We start from the raw sequence: 19,363 nt of genomic DNA, 5'->3' as shown, positions 1-19,363 counted from the left end.
ACGGTGTCCCGGAGATCAGGCGGCGGCGGCCGGAGCGGCGGCAGCCTTCTTGGCGACGTCGACCAGACGGGCGACGGCCGGCGACAGCTGGGCGCCGACGCCCACCCAGTAGGCGATGCGGTCTTGCGAGACGCGCAGGCTTTCGGCGTTGCCGGAAGCGACCGGGTTGTAGAAGCCGACGCGCTCGATGAAGCGGCCGTCACGGCGGTTGCGGCTGTCGCTCACGACCAGGTTGTAGAACGGACGCTTCTTGGAGCCACCGCGGGAGAGTCGAATCACGACCATGATCTATCCTTCAGGTTTTCAGCGTTCCACCGCACCAGGGAGACACACAGGGGCAAGCAGACAATATGACGACCGACCGGACGAGGGACGCGTGTGTCGCGCAACTGTTCCCCATCCGTGATCGCATGCAGGCACCGTAGATACGCCCCCGGTTCACTCATCACCCCGAGCGGCTCCTGTCAAGGAGTCCCGAGGCCTGGTGACCACACCCAAGGGCCAGCGCCAAAACCGGCCATTATAAACTCGCTCCTGACGCTTTGTCTTCCTCCCGCAATGACGACAACTTCCAGCAGTTCCGCGCCCCTCGTGATCCGCCCCAGCCTGGAGGGTGACATCGCCACCATCCAGCAGATCTACGAGCACGCGGTGCTCCACGGGACCGGCACCTTCGAGACCGACGTCCCCGACCGCGCCGAGATGGCGCGCCGCCGCACCGAGGTCCTGAGCCGCAGCCTCCCCTACCTGGTCGCCGAGCGCGACGGGCAGGTCCTGGGCTTCGCCTACGCCAACTATTTCCGCCCCCGCCTGGCCTACCGCTACTTCGTCGAGGACTCGGTCTACCTGGCCCCGACGGCCCAGGGCCAGGGCGTCGGCCGCCTGCTGCTGGCCGAGCTGATCGCCCGCTGCGAGGCCGCCGGCGCGCGCCAGATGGTCGCGGTGATCGGGGACTCCCAGAACCTGGGCTCCATCGGCGTCCACCGCACGCTGGGCTTCGAGCAGACCGGCCTGATGAAGTCGGCCGGCTGGAAGTTCGGGAAGTGGCTGGACGTGGTGCTGATGCAGCGCCAGCTGGGCCAAGGCGACAGCAGCTCGCCCACCGGCGCGGCCACCGCGACGAGCGCACCGGCCGTCGCCACCAGCACGACTCCCGCCGCATGAGCACCGCCACCCCCAGCGCCGCGATGCGCGCCGAGATCAAGTCGAAGACCGTCGCCACCTGGCTGAGCTTCGCGCTCGGCAGCCTGGGGGTGCATCGCTTCTATCTGTACGGCCTGGGCGACCGCCTCGGGTGGCTTCACCCCGTGCCGACCCTGCTGGGCCTGTACGGCGTGCACCGCATGGACACGCTGGGGCAGGACGACGTCACCGCCTGGTGGTTGATCCCGCTCCTGGGACTGATGCTGGCGCAGAGCATGCTCGCCGGCATCGTCACCGGCCTGACCTCCGACGAGCGCTGGGCCGAGCGCCACAACCACGGCGAGCTGCGCAAGTCCGGCTGGGGCCCCATCCTCGGCGCCATCGCCTGCCTGATGGTGGGCGGCGCCTGCCTGATGGCGACGATCGCGTTCTCGGCGCAGCGCTACTTCGAATCGCAGGTCGAGGCCGCCCGCGAGATCAGCCAGTAGGCGCATCCAGAACGCCTCCCTGGCGAACCTTCACCCGCCAAGAAGAAAGCCCGGCAATGCCGGGCTTTCGTCCATCTGCCGTCGGGGCCCGAGCCCCGCGACCCCGGCTCAGAACAGCGTGAAGCTGATCCAGTAGAACAGGCCACCGATGAAGGCCGAGGCGGGGATCGTGAAGATCCAGGCCCAGACGATGTTGCCGGCCACGCCCCAGCGCACCGAGGAGGCGCGCTGCGTCGAGCCCACGCCGACGATGGCGCCGGTGATGGTGTGGGTCGTCGAGACGGGGACGCCCAGCGCGGTGGCCAGGAACAGCGTGATCGCGCCGCCGGTTTCCGCGCAGAAGCCGCCGACGGGCTTGAGCTTGGTGATCTTCTGACCCATCGTGCGGACGATGCGCCAGCCGCCGAACATCGTGCCCAGGCCGATCGCGAGGTAGCACAGGCCGATCACCCAGGCGGGCGGCGAATGCGAGTCCGCCGAGGCATAGCCCGAGGCGATCAGCAGCATCCAGATCAGACCGATGGTCTTCTGCGCGTCATTGCCCCCGTGGCCCAGGCTGTACAGGCCGGCCGAGACCAGTTGCAGGCGTCGGAACCAGTTGTCCACGCGCAGCGGCGAGCTGCGACGGAACAACCAGGCCACCGCGACCATCAGCAGCGAGCCCAGCAGGAAGCCCAGCAGCGGCGAGACGAAGATGAACAGCACGGTCTTGCCGATGCCGCTCATGATCAGGCCCTTGGTGCCCGCCTTGGCGATCGCCGCGCCCACCAGCCCGCCGATCAGCGCGTGCGAGGAGCTCGACGGGATGCCGTAGAACCAGGTGATCACGTTCCAGGCGATCGCGCCGATCAGCGCGCCGAAGATCACGTGGTGATCGACGATGCCTGGATCGATGGATCCCTTGCCGATCGTGGCCGCCACCTTCAGCTCGAAGAACAGCACCGCGATCACGTTGAAGAAGGCCGCGAACAGCACCGCCTGCTGCGGCTTGAGCACGCCGGTCGAGACGACCGTCGCGATCGAGTTGGCCGCGTCGTGGAAGCCGTTCATGAAGTCGAACAGCACGGCCAGCACCACGAGCATGGCCACGACCCAGAAGGCCACCTGCATCGTTCCCATGGGAGAAGCTCCTATCGTCCGATCGCGGGGATCAGGAGTTCTCGAGGACGATGCCCTCGATCAGGTTGGCGACGTCCTCGCAGCGGTCGGAGATGGACTCCAGTTGCTCGTAGATGGCCTTGAGCTTGATCAGCTCGCGCACGTCCTCCTGCTCGCGGAACAGCTTGGACATGGCGGCGCGCATCACGCGGTCGGCGTCGGACTCGAGCTTGTCGATCTCCTCGCAGGCCTTGATCGCCGCCTCGGCGGTCTGGGCCTCGCTCAGCTTGGGCAGCAGCGACACGGCGTGCTTCACGCGCTCGCAGCACTTGGCCGACAGGTCGCCCAGTCGCAGGACCTCTTCCGGGATCGAGCGCACGTCGTACAGCTGCATGGTCTCGGACGAGTCCTGCAGCAGGTCCAGGATGTCGTCCATCGCGTTGATCAGGCCGTGGATCTGCTCACGGTCGATCGGCGTGATGAAGGTGCGGTGCAGCAGCCGGTTCACCTCGGCGGTGATGCGATCGGCGTGATGCTCGGCGCGGTCGACCTCGGCGGCGTACTTCTCGCGCAGCGTCAGGTCGTTGTAGTTCTGGATCATGAGCATGAAGGCGCGCGCGCCCTCGACGATCTGCGCGCCGTGCTCGTTGAACAGTTCAAAAAAATTGCCCTCGCGGGGCAGTAGCTTGCCGAAAAACATGAATGGCTCCACGGGCCGTGCGATCCTCGGCGGATCGTCACAAATAGTTCATTTCCGCGTCACGGAAAACCCGGGAGTGTACCGGCCCGCATGAAGCCCAGGGAGCCGGACGTGCGCACAGCCGCGGGAGCGGCCGTCGCGCCGAAGCCACGTCGATCCGGGAATCAACCCCGGAAGATGAAGTACACCGCGCCCAGCAGGCACAGCCCCGCCCAGATGAAGTCGGTGCGGAAAGGCTGGTTCATGAACAGCATCGAGAACGGCACGAACACCGCCAGCGTGATCACCTCCTGCGTGATCTTGAGCTGCGCCAGCGTGAAGCCACCCTGGTAGCCGATGCGATTGGCCGGCACCTGCAGCAGGTACTCGAACAGCGCAATGCCCCAGCTGATCATCGCGGCGACGTACCAGGGGCGCGCGCTCAGCTCCTTCAGGTGGCCGTACCACGCGAAGGTCATGAACACGTTGGACAGCGTCAGCAATCCGACCGTCTGCCAACCGGCGGCGGTTCCGAACATGGGCATCTCCGTTGAGTGAAGCGGTCGGGCGCCAGCAAGCAGCGTTCCCGGATCAGGCGTCCGGATGTGGCAGGCGCAGCGGCTGCGCGTCGCGCTGCAGCACCTGGTCGGCCGTGGCGGGAAGGAAATCGGCCAGCGCGCCCAGGTCTGGCGCGTCCAGCGCGGGGTTCAGCTCCAGCAGGGGCCGCAGCACGAAGGCGCGCAGGTGCAGGCGCGGATGCGGCACCACCAGCCGGTCCAGATCCACGGTCTGGTCACCGTAGAGCAGCAGATCCAGGTCGAGCGTGCGAGGCGCGTTCCGATAGGGGCGTTCGCGGCCGTGGCGCGCCTCGATGGCCTGCAGGGCCGCGAGCAGCGTCAGCGGCGGCAGGTCCGTGCGCACGCGGGCGACCGCGTTCAGGTAGTCGGGGCCGTCGCTGTCGACCGGCGCGCTGCGCCAGGCCGAGGACACCCCATCGATCTGGACACCCCTCACGTCGGCGAGATCGGCCAGGGCCGTCTCCAGCGTGCGCCGCAGGTCGCCGAGGTTGGCGCCCAGGCCGACGTAGGCCGTGATCATGCGTCGCCGCCGGCGCCTTCCGCGGGCGCTCCGGCGCCGCCCGCCGCCTTGGGCTTGCGACGGCGACGGCGCTTCTTGGCGGGGCTGGGCGCGCCCTCCCCGTCCGCGTCGCCGGCCTCGCCCGAGTCGGACTCGAACGGGATCGCGGCGGCCGACTCCCCGGCCACCTGCGTGCTGACGGCGCCACGCGGCACCGAGTGCACGCGGCCGCCACCGGCCTTGGGCTTGCTGCGCGGGCCGCCCTGACGCTGCGTCTCGCGCGCCTGGTCGAGCAGCGCGCGGCGGTCGTCCTCGCTGCCCAGCGCGAAGTCCTCCCACCAGTCGGCCAGCGCCGGATCGATCTCGCCCGCCTCGGCGCGCAGCGCCAGGAAGTCGAAGCCGGCGCGATAGCGCGGCTGCTCGATCAGGCGGTGCGGGCCGCTGCCGGTGCGGCGCTCGAAGCGCGGCTGCATCATCCAGATCTCGCGCATGTCGGCGGCCAGCTTGCCGCGGCCCGAGATGTCGCCCACGCGGGCGTCGAAGACCAGGTCGATGGCCTGCTGCAGCGCGGGCACCGGCCCCTCGCCGCCGTCCATCAGGCGCTTCCAGCGTTGCTGGACCTCGCCCCACAGCATGCTGGCCAGCATGAAACTGGGCGCCACCGAGCGGCCTTCGGCCACGCGGCGGTCGGTGTCCTCCAGCGCCAGTCGGACGAACTTGCCATGCACGTTCTCCGGGAGCTTGCCTTCCTTGTCCAGGACCGCGTCCAGGATGGGGAAGACGCCGCGCGCCAGGCCCTGCTTGCGCAGCTCGTCGATGCTCGCCAGCGAGTGACCGGTCTGCAGCAGCTTGATCATCTCGTCGAACATGCGCGACAGCGGCACGTTGGCCAGCAGCGGCGCCATCGCGGCGATCGGGGCGCGGGTCTTGGGCTCGATGGTGAAGCCCAGCTTGGCGGCGAAACGCACCGCGCGCAGGATGCGGACCGGATCCTCGCGGTAGCGGGTCTCCGGGTCGCCGATCATGCGCAGCACCTTCTTGCGCGCGTCGGCCAGACCGCCGTGGTAGTCCACGACCATCTGCTTCTGCGGGTCGTAGTACATCGCGTTGACGGTGAAGTCGCGGCGCGCCGCGTCCTCGATCTGCGGACCCCAGACGTTGTCGCGCAGCACGCGGCCCGAGGCGTCGACCACGTGGGACTTGCCTTCCAGCGCCCCCTTGGACGTCTTCTCGTTGCCCTGCACCTGCTCGGCGTCGTCCTCCTTGAGCAGCGCCCGGAAGGTCGAGACCTCGATGACTTCATGCTCCCGGCCGCGGCCGTAGACCACGTGCACGATGCGGAAGCGTCGGCCGATGATGAAGGCACGCCGGAACTGGTTCTTGACCTGCTCGGGCGTGGCGTCGGTGGCCACGTCGAAGTCCTTGGGGCGACGGCTCAGCAGCAGGTCGCGCACGGCGCCGCCCACGATGTAGGCCTCGAAGCCGGCATCGGTCAGCCCCTTGACGACCTTGACGCCACGTTCGTCGAGCAACTCCGGATCGATCCGGTGCTCCTCGACGGAGACCTCGACGCGCTTGCCCAGCGGCGTGGCGATGGCCCCGTCCGGCTTGCCCAACAGCTTGTTGATCAGTTTCTTAATCATTCGAAGAGCTTCAAAATCGGCCAGCCGCGATCGCGCGCCAGCGTTTCCAGCGCCGCCGTCGGATTGGTCGCGACGGGGTGGCTGACCTGCTCCAGCAGCGGCAGGTCGTTCATCGAGTCGCTGTAGAAATGCACGCGCTCGAAATCCTCCCAGCGCCGGCCCTGCCCGGCCAGCCAGTCCCGCACCCGCACGATCTTGCCGGCCTGGAACGAAGGGACGCCGCGCACGCGGCCGGTGTAGCGGCCCGCGTCGTCCTTCTCCAGTTGCACGGCGATCAGGTGATCGATACCGAAGGCCTTGGCGATGGGTTCGGTGACGAATTCGTTGGTCGCCGTCACCACCGCCACCAGGTCGCCCGCCTCCACATGGCGGCGCACCAGCGCGCGCGCATTGTCGCGCAACATGGGTCCGACGATGCGCTCCATGAAGGTGGCCCGGGCCGCCTCGGCCTCGGCCGGGGGCTTAGCGCGCCACACCGAGGTGGCGAACTCGACATATTCGTCCAGGTTGAGGTCGCCACGCTGGTACTGGGCGTAGAACTCGTCGTTGCGGGCGGACCAGACGCCGGCATCCGCCCAGCCGATCTCGACCATGTAGGCGCCGAAGGCGTGGTCGGAGTCCTGCGGGATCAGCGTGCCGTCGAGGTCGAACAGGGTCAGGTCCACGTCGCGAGTCCTTGAAGAGTCTGGAAGAAGGAAGGGGGCTTGGGCGACGTCACGGCGCGCGAAGCGCGAGGGGGTCGGGACGTCGAGGGCATGGTCGGGCGGCGCGGTTCAGGCGGTGACCTGGTCGGCCAGCATCTGCCGCAGCAGCGGCACGGTGACGGCGCGCTTGCTGGCCAGGGCGAACTCGTCCAGGCCATCCAGCAGCTTCATCAGGTGTTTGAGGTCGCGCTCGTAGCGGGTGAGCAGATAGTCCATCACGTCGTCGCTCAGGGCGATGCCGCGGCGGTCGGCCTCGCGGCGCAGCACGGCGCGGACCTCGAACTCGGAGAGCGGCTGCAGCGCGAAGGTCGGTCCCCAGCCGAGCCGGGTGCGCAGGTCCTCGCGCAGGGCCAGGTCGACGGGCGGCGCGGTGCCGGTGGAGACCACCGCCAGGCCCAGCGTGGCGGCCTCGACGAACAGCGCGAAGGCGGCGTGCTGCTGGCCGGCGTCGAAGCGCTGGCAGTCGTCCAGCAGCAGCAGGCTGGGGTGGGTGGGCAACTCCCAGGGGAGCGGGGTGTCGGCGTCGTACCAGCCGACCTGCGCGCCGGCGGCCTGCCAGTGCTGGGCGAGCGCCCGCAGCACATGCGTCTTGCCAGTGCCGGGCGCGCCCCACAGGAACACCGGCGGCGAGCCCGCGCCCAGCCCGATGATGTGCGTCAGGGCCGCGACGTTGGCGCCGGTGAGGAGCGTGTCAAAGGTGAAGTCGGGCTCGGGCCCGAGCGACAGGGGAATTTGCTTCAAACGACCAAGCCTTGGATGGGGAACGAGGCCCCTCGGAGACGCGAGATTCTAGTCGCCCCGAAATCGGTCAATGAAGCGTCGCGGGACCTTCTCCGTCTCTGATCTGCTGGAGCCACTGGTCCAGCTCCACCCGCTCGACCCGGTCGTCGGGCAGCAGGGCCACCAGCTTGCGTTGCACGGCCAGCAGCCGCGGCAGGTCCTGGGCTTCGAGATGGATCTGCTTGAGGTTGCGCAACATGCGCGCCAGGATCTGCCGCGAGGAGGCCGTCCCCAGGAAGGTGTCCAGCGGCATGGGCTCGTCCGGCGCCAGGCCCGCCCGGTCGCGCCAGGGGCTGAGGAACTCGTCCAGCTCCCCGCGCCCCAGCGAGCGCCCGCTGAAGGGATCCAGCACGACTTCGCCCTGCGGCAAGCGCAGCTTCATCAGAAAGTGACCCGGGAAGCTCACGCCCTTGACCCGCAGGCCGACGTGCGAGGCCAGCTCCATGTAGATGATGGCCAGCGTGATCGGGATGCCGCGGCGCGTGGCCAGCACCTGGTGCAGGTAGCTGTTGCCGACGGCGTAGTAGTCGTTGACGTTGCCGGCGAAGCCGAGTTCGCCGTGGAAGTACTGGTTGAGCATGCGCAGCCGATGGCTGGGCGGGGCGTCGGCGGGAAGCCGCTGGCGCAGGCGCTCGCCCATCCGGTCCAGTTCCGCCATCACCTGCTGCACGTCCAGGCGGGGCACGTCGTCCAACGCGAGCGCGGTGGCGGCCTCGGCCAGGTTCAGCGTGTCGTCGTCGGCGACCAACGTCGAGAAATAGTCCAGTGCCGTCGGCACCGACCACTGCAGGGGCGAAGTCATGCGCCCGAGTCTACGCCCGCGATGCCCACCCCCGATGCGACCGCCCTCACCCGCGTCGGGCGAACTGGCGCAGCTTCACCCCCAGCAGCAGCAGCACCGCGAAATAGAGCAGCGCCGAGCCGCCGAGACTCAGCGCCATCCAGCCCGCGCGCTCGAGTTCGAAGTGAAAGCCCTTGCCGGCCGTCCAGGGGAAGTAGCCCGCCAGCCACCACTGCAGCGCGCCCATGGCGGCGCTGGCGATCACGATGCGCAGCAGGAACAGCGACCAGCCGGCCTCGGGCGTGTAGCTGCCCAGCTTGCGCAGACCGCGCAGCAGCAGGAAGGCGTTGACCATCGCGCCCAGGCCGATCGACAGCGAGAGCCCGGCCACGCCGACCTTCAGACCGAAGACGAAGAAGGCATTGAAGAGCTGCGTCAGGATCAGCACGCCCACCGCGATGCGCACCGGGGTGCGCATGTCCTGGCGCGCGTAGAAGCCGGGCGCCAGCACCTTGATCGACACCAGCCCCATCAGGCCCAGGCCGTAGCCCATGACCGCGTGGGCGGTGTGGGCCACGTCCTCGGGCTTGAAGGCGCCCCGCTGATAGAGCACCGCCACCAGCGGATCGGCGAAGACCAGCAGCGCCACGGCGCAGGGCAACGCCAGCAGCAGGGTCAGGCGCAAGCCCCAGTCGAGCAGGCCCGAGTACTTCGCGGCGTCGCCATGAGCCGTGCTGGCCGCCAGCTGCGGGGTCAGGACCACGCCCAACGCCACGCCCAGCAGCGCGATCGGGAACTCCATCAACCGGTCCGCATAGGTCAGCCAGGAGGCGGCACCCTCGCCCACCGAGATCGCGATCTGCGTGTTGATCAGCAGCGACAGCTGAGCCACGCCCACGCCCAGCAGCGCCGGACCCATCTTGCGCAGCACCTGCCGCACCCCCTCGTCCGCGCAGGCGCGGCGCAGGCCGGAGAAACTCATCGAGAAGCGCGGCATCAGGCCGATCTTCAGCAGCGCCGGCACCTGCACGGCCAGTTGCAGGATGCCGCCGATCATGACGCCGATGGCCAGCGAGTAGATGGGCTCGTAACCCAGACGCGCCAGCACCGGCACCAGGCCGTAGCCGGCGGCGATCGAGGCGACGTTCAGGAGCACCGGGGTCACCGCGGGCACGATGAAGCGCTTCCAGGTATTGAGGATGCCGGCCGACAGCGCCACCAGCGACATGAAGCCGATGTACGGGAACATCCAGCGGGTCATCACCACGGCGGCGCCATGGGTGTCGGCCGCCAGCCCGGCGCCCAGCATCCACACCAGCACCGGCGCGCCGATCACGCCAAGCACGCAGGTCGCCAGCAGCGCCCACAGCAGCACGGTCGCCACGGCGTCGATCAGGTGGCGGGTGGCCTCGTCGCCGTCGCGGGCCCGGGCGGCCGCCAGCGAGGGCACGAAGGCCTGGGAGAACGCGCCCTCCGCGAACAGCCGCCGCAACATGTTGGGAATGCGGAACGCCACGTTGTAGGCGTCGGTCATCCCGCTGGCGCCGAACAGGCCGGCGATCATCTGCTCCCGGACCAGCCCCGTGATGCGGGACAACAGCGTGAACACCGAAACGACGGAGGCGGTACGCAGCAGATTCATGCGGGGAAATTCTTGTGGGCGGGCCGGGGGCGGTCGCGCATTATGGAGCCCCGAAATCGCTCAACTTGGATATTCGCCGCGCGCCTGCTATACTCGCCGTCTTTGCACCAACTGGATTCAGAACACAATGGCAAGCTCTTCCAAAGCCAAGAAGAAAACCGTGCGTCTGGCCTCGGGCCGCAAGCGCGCACGTCAAGACGTCAAGCTGAACGCCGCCAACTCGGCACTGCGTTCGAAGTTCCGCACGGTCATCAAGAACGTGCAAAAGGCGATCGTCACGGGTGACAAGGCCAAGGCCGCCGACCTGTTCAAGACCGCCCAGCCAGTCATCGACTCCGTCGCCGACAAGGGCATCTTCCACAAGAACAAGGCTGCTCGTCACAAGAGCCGCCTGTCCGCCAAGATCAAGGCGCTGGCCGCCTGACAACCAAACCAGCTCTGGTGCAAGAAAAGGCCCGCCTCAGGCGGGCTTTTTCATTTCAGCCCTTCGCTCTCAGAGCGGCATCGGAGCGGTGACCTGGCCGACGACTTCGCGCACGTGGAGCCAGTCGGCGACATTGCGCGCGACCCACTCCCCGTCGTCCAACGGCAGATCATGCCCGGCCCGGGCATGCAGCCGCAGCGGCGCCCCCCAGGCGCGGCTGATGGCCTGCGAGCAGCGCCAATCCACCAACGCATCTCCCTGGCTGCACAGCAGCAGCATCGGCGGCTCCGGCTTGGCGACGCTGGCCCGGTAGCGGGCGGCCGCCAGCAGCTGACGCAGCGCATTGCGCTTGCGCACCGGATGCCGGCGCTGGATGGAGACCCAATCCTCGATCACCCGATCCGGCTGCTGCTGCAGCCGAGTCGTCATCGACAGCACCTTGGCCTCGCGCTGGCGCAGGCTCAGGCGCGTCAGGCTGAGCATCAGCAGCGACCAGTAATTCGATGGCCGCAGGCGGCGGAAGAACGCGCTGAACGGCCGCAGGCTGGTATTGATCAGCACGATGGCGGTCAATTCCTCCGGATACTGGGCCGCCCACTCGCTCGCGACCATCGCGCCCAGCGACATCGCCAGCAACTGGTACGGCGGCGGCACGCCGCGGCGCCGGAGCTCGGCGCGGCAATCCTCCATCATGTCCTCGACATGCGTCGGACTGCTCTGGCGATGCTTGTCGCCGTTGCCCGGCAGGTCCAGCAGCTCGAGCTGCGCCTGCGGCTGCTGAATGCGCAGCGCCCGCAGCAGCCGCGCGGGGAAGTCGCCCCAATGGGCACTCTCGCGCGTCAGTCCGCGCAGCAACACCCAGGTCTGACTACCCTGCCCCTCCATCAATCCCTCCTGCGGTACCACCTGATGAGCGCCTGCTCGCCATGATCCAGCCGCGACTCCGGCCCCGGCATCCATCGGGACGCGCCCTGCGCGGCGCGCGTCATGAAGTCCAGCCAGGCCATGTGACGACGCAACACGCGCCGCTGGCGATGTTCGATCAACGGGTTGAACATCCCGTGCCGGGAGAGTAGCTGGCGCGGATTTTTCTTCACCCACAGCCATGACCCCATTTCGAGCGTCATCGGCAGGAAGACCCCACGATCGAGGGTGATGGACTCGTCGTACAGGTGGTCCCACAGGTCCCCATGGGTCAGGTAATGCCGGCTCTGCGGCTCCATGATGTAGGGATGCGGCGACAAGCCCTGGTCGAGGACCTCGCACAGCGCATGGACCTCGGCCAGGTGCCGCATCGGCCGGCGGCTGCGGGCATAGGGGAACCAGATGCGATCGTGCAGACCGAAGCCGGAATGGCAGTCGATCGTCATCGCGACCGGACGCCCGAGCAGCTCCTCGCGCACCAGACGGCAGAGCGCATCGCTTTCCGGCTGCATCGGCGCGCCGATCGCGCCGCGATACCACGGCAGGCGGCGCGATAGGCGCTGGCCGCCGACAAGAAAGGGCACCGGATGCTCCGCGTCCTGCGGCGCGTTGCGCATCAGGTCAACGCCCTGCGGATTCGCGCGCGATCCTGTCAGCACGCCGCCCGGATTCACCACCGGCAGGAAGACGAGCCGCAGCGACTCGAGCTGCTGATGCAGGCTCAGATCCCAACGCAGGCGCCGCACCAGGCTGCCGAGGTAGGCCAGCACCACCTGCGCGCCGATACGTTCCAGGCCATGCACACCGCCGATGAAGCCCAGGCCCGGCACGGCGGGATCGGGGTTGCCCATCGTCACCGCGACCACCGGCAGCTCGCCGCCCGCCACGCTCACACGGGCCAGTTCGCGCGCGCGGACCATCGCGCCGCCCTGATCGATCAGGCGCCAGAGTTCCTGCAGTTCCGGCAGGGCGGGCGCGACGACGGGTGCCGCGTCAGCGGTGAAGACGGCCATGTCCTTGGCCTTGCCAGGATGACGGAGCGAACCCGCAAGGCTAGACGTGGACGTGCGCGACGGCGATGGCCCGTTCGGGCCAGACCCTCACCCCGACCCTCTCCCGCAAGCGGGCGAGGGGGCGTCGATGGGTGGGCAGCGCGGATGGCGCGGATGGCGCGGATGGCGCGGATGGCGCGGATGGCGCGGGGAGCGCGGATGGCGCGGGGAGCGCGGATGGCGCGGGGAGCGCCGAGTCAGTCGAGCGCCGGGGCGCTCAGACGGCCGGACCGGGCTTGGGGCCGGTGCCGCCCTCGGGCAGCAGGCAGGCGTCGACGACGGTGAGCTTGTTGTCCCGGGCGAAGTTCATGACGAAGTCCCAGGCCATGGGTTCGACGGACTTCAGCGCCTCGTTGACGATGACGCACTTGACGCCGTTGACCACACGCGGGACGCAGTAGGGGCTGTAGCCCAGGTAGGCGTCGCGGCCGCTGCGGGTGCCGCCGGGGCGGAAACAGGACATGGCCCCTGCCAGACGTTCGGCCCAGTCGCTCGGGCGGAAGGTGCGGCCATCCGTGGTGATCCCCTGGATGAACACTTCTCGCGGCTTGGGCTGCTCAGTCATTGGCAAATCGGCGATCTCACGCGTCCCGGCAAAACCGCTATTGTGCCTCGGATGTGTTGCGCCGCAGCACACGCGGGCTTCTCCTCGCCCGCTGGTAAGCGTGGCTGGCGACCCTGTCCAGGAGGAATCTCCTCACGTTCCGGGGTCGACCCGTAGAATCGTCCGCTCATGTCGACCAGGCGCCCACCCCAGTGAGGCACGCCGTTCGCCGACTGGAGTTTTCCGACGCGGCCCGCGCCGCATTTCCCCCACCCCCTCCTCGACTCTGGAGACTTGATGAACGCCCCGGACTCCTCGTTCGCCGCCCCGACCGATCCCCATGTGATGCAGACCTATGGTCGCCTCCCCTTCGCGCTGTCGCACGGCGAAGGCCTCACGGTGTGGGACACGGCCGGCCGACGATACCTGGACGCGCTGTCGGGGATCGCCGTCAACACGCTGGGGCACAACCACCCCCGGCTGGTCGCGGCGCTGCGGGACCAGGTGGGCAAGCTGATCCACACCAGCAACTACTACCACGTCCCGCTGCAGGAGACGCTGGCGGCCAAGCTCTGCGAGCTCTCCGGCCTGACCAACGCCTTCTTCTGCAACTCCGGCCTGGAAGCGAACGAGGCGGCGCTCAAGATCGCGCGCAAGTTCGGTCATGACCGCGGCAACGACAACCCCGCCGTGATCGTGTTCGAGAAGGCCTTCCACGGACGTTCGATCGCCACGCTGTCGGCCACCGGCAATCCCAAGGTGCAGGCCGGCTTCGGTCCGCTGGTGCCGGGCTTCGTCCGCGTTCCGCTGAACGACGTGGCCGCGATCGAGCAGGCCATCGCGCAGAACCCCAACATCACCGCGATCTTCCTGGAGACCATCCAGGGCGAAGGCGGCATCAACCCGGCGCACATGGACTTCCTGAAGTCACTGCGCCGCCTGTGCGACCAGCACGACCTGCTGCTGATGCTGGACGAGGTCCAGTGCGGCATCGGCCGGACCGGCAAGTGGTTCGCGCATCAGTGGGCCGGCATCGTCCCCGACGTGATGCCGCTGGCCAAGGGCCTGGGCTCGGGCGTGCCCATCGGCGCCGTGGTCTGCGGTCCGCGCGCGGCCAAGGTGCTGGGCGCCGGCAACCACGGCACGACCTTCGGCGGCAATCCGCTGGCCATGCGCGCCGGCGTCGAGACGCTGTCGGTCATGGAGGACGACGGCCTGCTGGCCAACGCCACGAAGGTCGGCGCGGAGCTGAAGGCGGCGCTGGAGCAAGGCCTGGCCGGCGTGCCCGGTTTCGTCGAGGTGCGCGGCTACGGCCTGATGATCGGCATCCAGCTGGACCGCCCCTGCGGCGTGCTGCTGGGCCAGGCGGCGGAAGCCGGCCTGCTGATCAGCGTGACGGCGGACTCCGTGGTGCGCCTGCTGCCCGCGCTGATCGTCAGCAGCGCCGAGGCCGCGGAGATCGCCGCGCGCCTGCTGCCGCTGATCAAGGCCTTCCTGGCCGCGCCCGCGCCATGAAGCCGGGAGACAGCCTGATGCGCCACTATCTGCAGTTCAAGGACCTGCGCGCCGAGGAGTACGCCCATCTCTTCGAACGCGCCTCGACCATCAAGCGTCGCTTCAAGAACTACGAGAAGTACCAGCCGCTGCAGGACCGCACGCTGGCGATGATCTTCGAGAAGGCCTCCACGCGCACGCGAGTGAGCTTCGAGGCGGGCATGTACCAGATGGGCGGCTCGGTGGTGCACCTGACCACCGGCGACAGCCAGCTGGGCCGCGCCGAGCCCATCGAGGACAGCGCCCGCGTGATCAGCCGCATGGTCGACATCGTGATGATCCGCACCTACGAGCAGACCAAGCTGGAGCGCTTCGCGGCGCACTCGCGGGTCCCGGTGATCAACGGCCTGACCAACGAGTACCACCCGTGCCAGATCCTGGCGGACCTGTTCACCTTCATCGAGCAGCGCGGCATGGACCGACGCGGCGCGATCGACATGGACTGCCTGAAGGGTCGCGTGGTGGCCTGGGTCGGTGACGGCAACAACATGGCCAACACCTGGCTGCAGGCGGCGGAGATCCTGGGCTTCACGGTGCACGTGAGCACGCCCAGCGGCTACGAGATCGACCCGGCCGTGGCGGGCATCAAGAACACCGCCTGCTACAAGGTCTTCGCCGATCCGAAGGAAGCCTGCCGCGACGCGGACCTGGTGACGACGGACGTGTGGACCAGCATGGGCTACGAGGCCGAGAACGAGGCGCGCCGCGCCGCGTTCGCGGACTGGTGCGTCGATGCGGACATGATGGCCGTGGCCAAGCCGGATGCGCTGTTCATGCACTGCCTGCCGGCGCACCGCGGCGAGGAAGTCGCGGCCGAGGTCATCGACGGCCCGCAGTCGGTGGTCTGGGACGAGGCCGAGAACCGCATGCACGTGCAGAAGGCGCTGATGGAGTACCTGCTGCTGGGCCGCATCGGCTGACCGCCCCGCCCTCGCGGGGCCGTGCCCCGCGACCAGCTCCAGGCCCGCCTCGCGCGGGCCTTCTTCATGGGCCCGCGGATCTTCGGAACGCGCACCACCGGGACCGCGCCGGCCTCGCTACTTCAGCGTGACCAGCGGCTTCATGCCCTCTTCGTAGGTCCCGGCCGGGTAGTGCTTCTGCACCGTCTTCCACACGGCGCCCGAGCGCACGTTGCGCTCCAGCGCGTCGGTGAGGACCTCCCGGTCCTTCGGAGACAGGTGGCGTGACAGGTAGACGCCGCTGTCGCTCCAGCCCAGCTCCGCCATCGATTCGAAGCGCAGGCGTTCCAGCAGGCCCTTGGCCTTGGAGTCCTGCTGCAGCGTCCCCGTGAAGATGGACGGCGCCATCACCGTCACGTCGGCGAGGCTGCGCTCCAGCGCGCGCGCCACCGACAGCGTGTCCGCCTCCAGCACCAACCGCTTCTGATCGCGCAGCGTCTGCAGCAGGCGCTGGTAGGACTCGCCGTAGTCGAAGCCCCGGACCACCGCGACGCGCAGCTCGCGGCGCTCGGCCAGGTCCGCCAGGCTCTCCAGCGGCGCCCGGTCCGACGCCAGCGAGATCAGCATCGGACGCACCCGCACCATGGGAATGAAGTCGCCCCGCGCGTCGCGGGCCGAGGTGCGTGTCGCCGGCACCAGCAGGTCGGCGCCGCCGCTGTTGAACATCGCCTCCAGCCGCGCCCGCGGCACGACCACGAATTCGAAGCGGCAGCCCGTCTCCGCGCTGACCTTGTTCAGCACGTCGGGGTACACGCCCGCGACCTCGCCGCCCGAGGAGATCACGCTCAGCCCGATGGGCGCCACCGGCACCCGCATCGCCCGCGTGCAATCCGCCCAGGCGGGGGACCCCATCAGGGCCAGCACGAGCCCCAGAAAGAGCGGCCGCCGCCCACCCCGCGACCTCCCGCCGCGTCCCCCAGGCGCCTCGTGTCGTCCCGATCCCGATCGATGCATCTTGTTGTCTCCCGTGCCGGGCGCCGTCGGCGTCCCACGTCAGACGGCCAGATTAGCAAACACCCGGGGTGCCGTTCCTCATGATTCCCCTCTCCCCGCCCATCTGGAGGTCACTCCCCGCCCATGCGGGGGAGGATCGAGGGTTCCCCCGCAGCGCGGATCAGCGACGCGTCAGCCGCCCGTGGCATGCTTGCCGGCACATGAAAACCGCATTGATCTCCGACCTGCATGCCAACCGTCAGGCGTTCGAGGCCGTCCTCGAGCACGCCCGGCAGCAGGGCGCCCGGCACTACGCGCTGCTGGGCGACTACGTCGGCTACGGCAGCGACCCGGGCTGGGTGGTCGACCGCGTCCGCGAGCTCCGCGCGGAGGGCGCCATCGTCGTCGCCGGCAATCACGACCTGGGCGTCGCGAACGGCCCTCGCCCCGGCATGAACGAGGACGCGCGGGCCGCCATCGAGTGGACGCGCGCGCGGCTGGACGCGGAGCAGCTGCGCTTCCTCGCGACGCTGCCGATGTCCGATGAACAGGACGATTGCCTCTACGTGCACGCCAACGCCTTCGACCCCTCGGGCTTCGCCTACGTGCAGGGCCGGCTGGAGGCGATGCGCAGCCTGCATGCGACCGAGTGCCGCTACACCTTCTGCGGCCACATGCACGAGCCCATGCTCTATCACCTGTCGGGCACCGGCAAGGCGGGCGACTTCAAGCCCCAGCCCGGCATGCCCATCCCGCTGCTGCCCAATCGCCAGTGGCTGGTCATCCCCGGCGCCTGCGGCCAGCCGCGCGACGGCAACCCGGCCGCCGCCTATGCGCTGTTCGACCACGACAGCGAGGAACTGACCTTCCAGCGCGTTCCCTACGATGTCGACGCCGCCGCGGCCGGCCTGCGCGCCGCGCCGGGCCTCCCGACGGATCTGGCCGAGCGCCTCGCGCAGCGGCTGCTCGCCGGCCGCTGAAGCGATGAACGACACGTCCCCGCCGCCTTCTCCATCGTCCGCGCCCCCAACGGCGTCCCCGACTCCCGTCACCACGCCGCTGCAGCCCGGCCAGGTGCTGGACGGCTTCGTGCTGGAGGCGCGGCTGCACCAGGGCGGCATGGCCAACCTCTGGCAGGTGCGCCGCGAGCAGCCCCTGCCCGGCGAGGATTTCCCGCTGATCATGAAGGTCCCCCGCATCAAGGGCGGCGAGGACCCGGCCAGCATCGTCGGCTTCGAGGTCGAGCAGATGATCATGCCGGCGCTCAAGGGGCCGCATGTGCCGCGCTTCGTCGCGCGCGGCGACTGGCGGCGCCAGGCCTACATCGTGATGGAGCGCATCGAGGGCGACACCCTGCGCCCGCGTCTGGACCAGGCCCCGCTGCCGCTGGTCGAGGTCGTGGAGCTGGGCATCCAGATCGCGCATGCGCTGACCGACCTGCACCGCCAGCACCTGGTGCACCTGGACATCAAGCCCAGCAACATCCTGCTGCGCCCCGGCGGCGGCGTGGTGCTCGTGGACTTCGGGCTCTCCCGCCACGACTTCCTGCCCGACCTGCTGGAGGAGGAGTTCTCGCTGCCCATGGGCACCGGCCCCTACATGTCGCCGGAGCAGGTGCAGTTCATCCGCAACGACCCGCGCAGCGACCTCTTCGCGCTGGGCGTGATGCTCTACCACCTGTCCACCGGGGAACGCCCCTTCGGCCAGCCCGCCTCGGTACGGCAGCTGCGGCGCCGGCTCTACGTCGACCCGATCCCGCCCCGCGCCATCCGGCCCGAGCTGCCGCCCTGGTTCCAGGAGATCGTGCTGCACTGCCTGGAGGTGCATGCGGAGCGCCGCTACCAGAGCGCCGCGCAGCTCGCGCTGGACCTGCAGCGACCCGACGCCGTGCCGCTGACCGCGCGCGCCCACAAGCTGCAGCGCAGCGGCCTGGTGCGGCGCTTCAAGCGCTGGTTCCTGGCCATGGGCGAGGAACCGCGGCCGCCCGCCTCGGTCGGCGCGCAGGTGGCGCGCAGCCCGGTGATCATGGCCGCCGTCGACGTGCAGGGCGCGACGCCCGCGCTGCTCGAGGAACTGCGCGAGGTCGTGCGCCGCCTGATGCAGACCGAGCCCGGCGCGCGCCTGGCCTGCGTCGGTGTGATGAAGACCAACCGCATCGGCATGGACGAGCTGACCGACGCGCAGGGCCGCAGCCACCATGTGCAGCAGCTGATCGCGCTGAAGAACTGGGCGCATCCGATGACGCGCGAGCTCGCGCTGGAGGACGGCCGGCTGACCTTCCATGTCCTGGAGGCGCCGGACGCCGCGGACGCGCTGATCGAGTTCGCCGCCAAGACCGGCGTGGACCACGTCGTCATGGGCGCGCGGGCGAGCTCGGCGCTGCGGCGCTACCTGGGCAGCGTGTCGGCCCAGGTCGTGACGCAGTGCGCCTGCACCGTGACCGTGGTGCGCGAACCCGCCCTGCCCGACGCGCCGGGCGGCGATGATGCGCTGATCAGCCCCTCGGCCTCCAACTGATGACTGCCGCCCAAGACAATCCCTGCACCCGCTGCGGCGCCTGCTGCGCCAGCTTCCGCGTCGACTTCGCCCGCCAGGAGCTGCTCAGCGAGGGCGGCAGCGTGCCCGACGGCCTGACGGTGGAGGTGACGGACTCGACCTGCCGGATGCGCGGCACCGACCATGCGCGGCCGCGCTGCGCGGCGCTGCAGGGACAGATCGGCGAGCGCGCCGGCTGCGGCATCTACGAGTGGCGCCCCTCCCCGTGTCGCGAGTTCGGCATGCGCGCCCCGCTGGGCCTGGGCGACGAGGCCTGCAACCGCGCCCGCGCTCGCCACGGGCTGGCGCCGCTCTGACGGCCGATCCTTCGACGATCGGCGCACTTCCTCGCAAGACCTCGATCACCGATCACAGGCCGGCGATCGCCAGATCGCCGCCACCG

General features: G+C 69.4%; 22 protein-coding genes. 8 read left to right on the top strand and 14 right to left on the bottom strand.

The genetic code is table 11. The features are described from left to right. Nucleotides 1-15: 15 nt before the first annotated feature. The gene (gene rpsP / locus MCHT01_RS17125; RefSeq protein WP_067066721.1) at nt 16-285 is read right to left on the bottom strand and encodes a 30S ribosomal protein S16; all 270 of its coding nucleotides are present in this window, start codon (nt 283-285) and stop codon (nt 16-18) included. 273 nt (nt 286-558) lie between these two features. Between rpsP and MCHT01_RS17120 the strand changes: the two genes are divergently transcribed. Beyond that, nucleotides 559-1,164, top strand: a complete 606-nt coding sequence (locus MCHT01_RS17120; protein ID WP_067066719.1) for a GNAT family N-acetyltransferase — start codon at nt 559-561, stop codon at nt 1,162-1,164. Further along, nucleotides 1,161-1,631: a TM2 domain-containing protein gene (locus MCHT01_RS17115; protein ID WP_067066718.1), complete on the top strand. Its 471-nt coding sequence runs from the start codon at nt 1,161-1,163 to the stop codon at nt 1,629-1,631. The genes MCHT01_RS17120 and MCHT01_RS17115 overlap by 4 nt, the downstream gene beginning before the upstream one ends. 108 nt (nt 1,632-1,739) lie before the next feature. Here MCHT01_RS17115 and MCHT01_RS17110 read toward each other — a convergent pair whose 3' ends face one another. The 9 genes from MCHT01_RS17110 to murJ all read right to left on the bottom strand — a co-directional run bounded on the left by MCHT01_RS17110 (nt 1,740) and on the right by murJ (nt 10,035). Next, the gene (locus MCHT01_RS17110; protein WP_067066716.1) at nt 1,740-2,750 is read right to left on the bottom strand and encodes an inorganic phosphate transporter; all 1,011 of its coding nucleotides are present in this window, start codon (nt 2,748-2,750) and stop codon (nt 1,740-1,742) included. A gap of 31 nt (nt 2,751-2,781) precedes the next feature. Continuing rightward, nucleotides 2,782-3,429, bottom strand: coding sequence for a DUF47 domain-containing protein (locus MCHT01_RS17105; RefSeq protein ID WP_067066714.1), 648 nt, complete (start codon nt 3,427-3,429; stop codon nt 2,782-2,784). A 164-nt stretch (nt 3,430-3,593) separates the two neighbouring features. Continuing rightward, nucleotides 3,594-3,947, bottom strand: coding sequence for a DMT family protein (locus MCHT01_RS17100; protein WP_148661575.1), 354 nt, complete (start codon nt 3,945-3,947; stop codon nt 3,594-3,596). 52 nt (nt 3,948-3,999) lie between these two features. Beyond that, nucleotides 4,000-4,506: a 2-amino-4-hydroxy-6-hydroxymethyldihydropteridine diphosphokinase gene (gene folK, locus MCHT01_RS17095; protein ID WP_067066711.1), complete on the bottom strand. Its 507-nt coding sequence runs from the start codon at nt 4,504-4,506 to the stop codon at nt 4,000-4,002. Then, nucleotides 4,503-6,128 carry a polynucleotide adenylyltransferase PcnB gene (gene pcnB / locus MCHT01_RS17090; RefSeq protein ID WP_067066709.1) on the bottom strand — a complete coding sequence of 542 codons (1,626 nt, stop codon included), beginning with the start codon at nt 6,126-6,128 and terminating at the stop codon, nt 4,503-4,505. Before pcnB ends, folK begins: the two co-directional genes overlap by 4 nt. Further along, entirely contained in the window at nt 6,125-6,793 is a 669-nt protein-coding gene (locus tag MCHT01_RS17085; protein ID WP_067066708.1) for a histidinol-phosphatase, read from the bottom strand. The genes pcnB and MCHT01_RS17085 overlap by 4 nt, the downstream gene beginning before the upstream one ends. Before the next feature lie 108 nt (nt 6,794-6,901). Then, entirely contained in the window at nt 6,902-7,573 is a 672-nt protein-coding gene (locus MCHT01_RS17080) for an HdaA/DnaA family protein (protein ID WP_067066706.1), read from the bottom strand. Between the two features lie 67 nt (nt 7,574-7,640). Continuing rightward, nucleotides 7,641-8,414, bottom strand: a complete 774-nt coding sequence (locus MCHT01_RS17075) for a SirB1 family protein (RefSeq protein ID WP_067066705.1) — start codon at nt 8,412-8,414, stop codon at nt 7,641-7,643. 46 nt (nt 8,415-8,460) lie between these two features. Beyond that, nucleotides 8,461-10,035: a murein biosynthesis integral membrane protein MurJ gene (gene murJ, locus MCHT01_RS17070; protein WP_067066703.1), complete on the bottom strand. Its 1,575-nt coding sequence runs from the start codon at nt 10,033-10,035 to the stop codon at nt 8,461-8,463. A gap of 127 nt (nt 10,036-10,162) precedes the next feature. On the opposite strand from murJ, the gene rpsT reads away from it, so the two are divergent. Beyond that, a complete protein-coding gene (gene rpsT, locus MCHT01_RS17065; RefSeq protein ID WP_067066702.1) occupies nt 10,163-10,459 on the top strand; it encodes a 30S ribosomal protein S20 in 297 nt (98 codons plus the stop codon). A 69-nt stretch (nt 10,460-10,528) separates the two neighbouring features. Here the strand turns inward: rpsT and MCHT01_RS17060 are convergent, their stop codons facing one another. The 3 genes from MCHT01_RS17060 to MCHT01_RS17050 form a co-directional block, all read right to left on the bottom strand. Continuing rightward, nucleotides 10,529-11,344: an alpha/beta fold hydrolase gene (locus MCHT01_RS17060; protein ID WP_067066700.1), complete on the bottom strand. Its 816-nt coding sequence runs from the start codon at nt 11,342-11,344 to the stop codon at nt 10,529-10,531. Next, the gene (locus MCHT01_RS17055; RefSeq protein ID WP_067066698.1) at nt 11,344-12,396 is read right to left on the bottom strand and encodes a M14 family zinc carboxypeptidase; all 1,053 of its coding nucleotides are present in this window, start codon (nt 12,394-12,396) and stop codon (nt 11,344-11,346) included. Before MCHT01_RS17055 ends, MCHT01_RS17060 begins: the two co-directional genes overlap by 1 nt. A gap of 256 nt (nt 12,397-12,652) precedes the next feature. Continuing rightward, nucleotides 12,653-13,000 carry a DUF3579 domain-containing protein gene (locus MCHT01_RS17050; protein WP_067066697.1) on the bottom strand — a complete coding sequence of 116 codons (348 nt, stop codon included), beginning with the start codon at nt 12,998-13,000 and terminating at the stop codon, nt 12,653-12,655. 276 nt (nt 13,001-13,276) lie between these two features. Between MCHT01_RS17050 and MCHT01_RS17045 the strand changes: the two genes are divergently transcribed. Both MCHT01_RS17045 and argF read left to right on the top strand, forming a co-directional pair. Further along, nucleotides 13,277-14,494, top strand: a complete 1,218-nt coding sequence (locus MCHT01_RS17045; protein ID WP_067066695.1) for an aspartate aminotransferase family protein — start codon at nt 13,277-13,279, stop codon at nt 14,492-14,494. After that, nucleotides 14,491-15,453 (top strand): ornithine carbamoyltransferase, encoded by a 963-nt coding sequence (gene argF / locus MCHT01_RS17040; RefSeq protein WP_067066693.1) that lies wholly within the window; start codon nt 14,491-14,493, stop codon nt 15,451-15,453. The genes MCHT01_RS17045 and argF overlap by 4 nt, the downstream gene beginning before the upstream one ends. Before the next feature lie 117 nt (nt 15,454-15,570). Here argF and MCHT01_RS17035 read toward each other — a convergent pair whose 3' ends face one another. After that, entirely contained in the window at nt 15,571-16,344 is a 774-nt protein-coding gene (locus tag MCHT01_RS17035) for a substrate-binding periplasmic protein (protein WP_169806149.1), read from the bottom strand. 302 nt (nt 16,345-16,646) lie between these two features. Between MCHT01_RS17035 and MCHT01_RS17030 the strand changes: the two genes are divergently transcribed. Genes MCHT01_RS17030 through MCHT01_RS17020 form a run of 3 tightly spaced genes read left to right on the top strand, consistent with a single transcriptional unit; the run spans nt 16,647 to nt 19,277 of the window. Continuing rightward, nucleotides 16,647-17,405: a metallophosphoesterase family protein gene (locus tag MCHT01_RS17030; RefSeq protein WP_067066690.1), complete on the top strand. Its 759-nt coding sequence runs from the start codon at nt 16,647-16,649 to the stop codon at nt 17,403-17,405. Between the two features lie 4 nt (nt 17,406-17,409). Next, nucleotides 17,410-18,942 (top strand): serine/threonine protein kinase, encoded by a 1,533-nt coding sequence (locus tag MCHT01_RS17025; RefSeq protein WP_084452862.1) that lies wholly within the window; start codon nt 17,410-17,412, stop codon nt 18,940-18,942. Then, nucleotides 18,942-19,277: a YkgJ family cysteine cluster protein gene (locus MCHT01_RS17020; RefSeq protein ID WP_067066689.1), complete on the top strand. Its 336-nt coding sequence runs from the start codon at nt 18,942-18,944 to the stop codon at nt 19,275-19,277. Before MCHT01_RS17025 ends, MCHT01_RS17020 begins: the two co-directional genes overlap by 1 nt. Nucleotides 19,278-19,363 lie beyond the last annotated feature (86 nt).

Origin of the sequence: Mitsuaria chitosanitabida ATCC BAA-476 = NBRC 102408, from assembly GCF_001598255.1 — a bacterium.
GTDB lineage: Bacteria > Pseudomonadota > Gammaproteobacteria > Burkholderiales > Burkholderiaceae_C > Roseateles > Roseateles chitosanitabidus.
The sequence above is the reverse complement of the archived record's forward strand: the minus strand, read 5'-3'. Positions and strand labels throughout refer to the sequence as shown.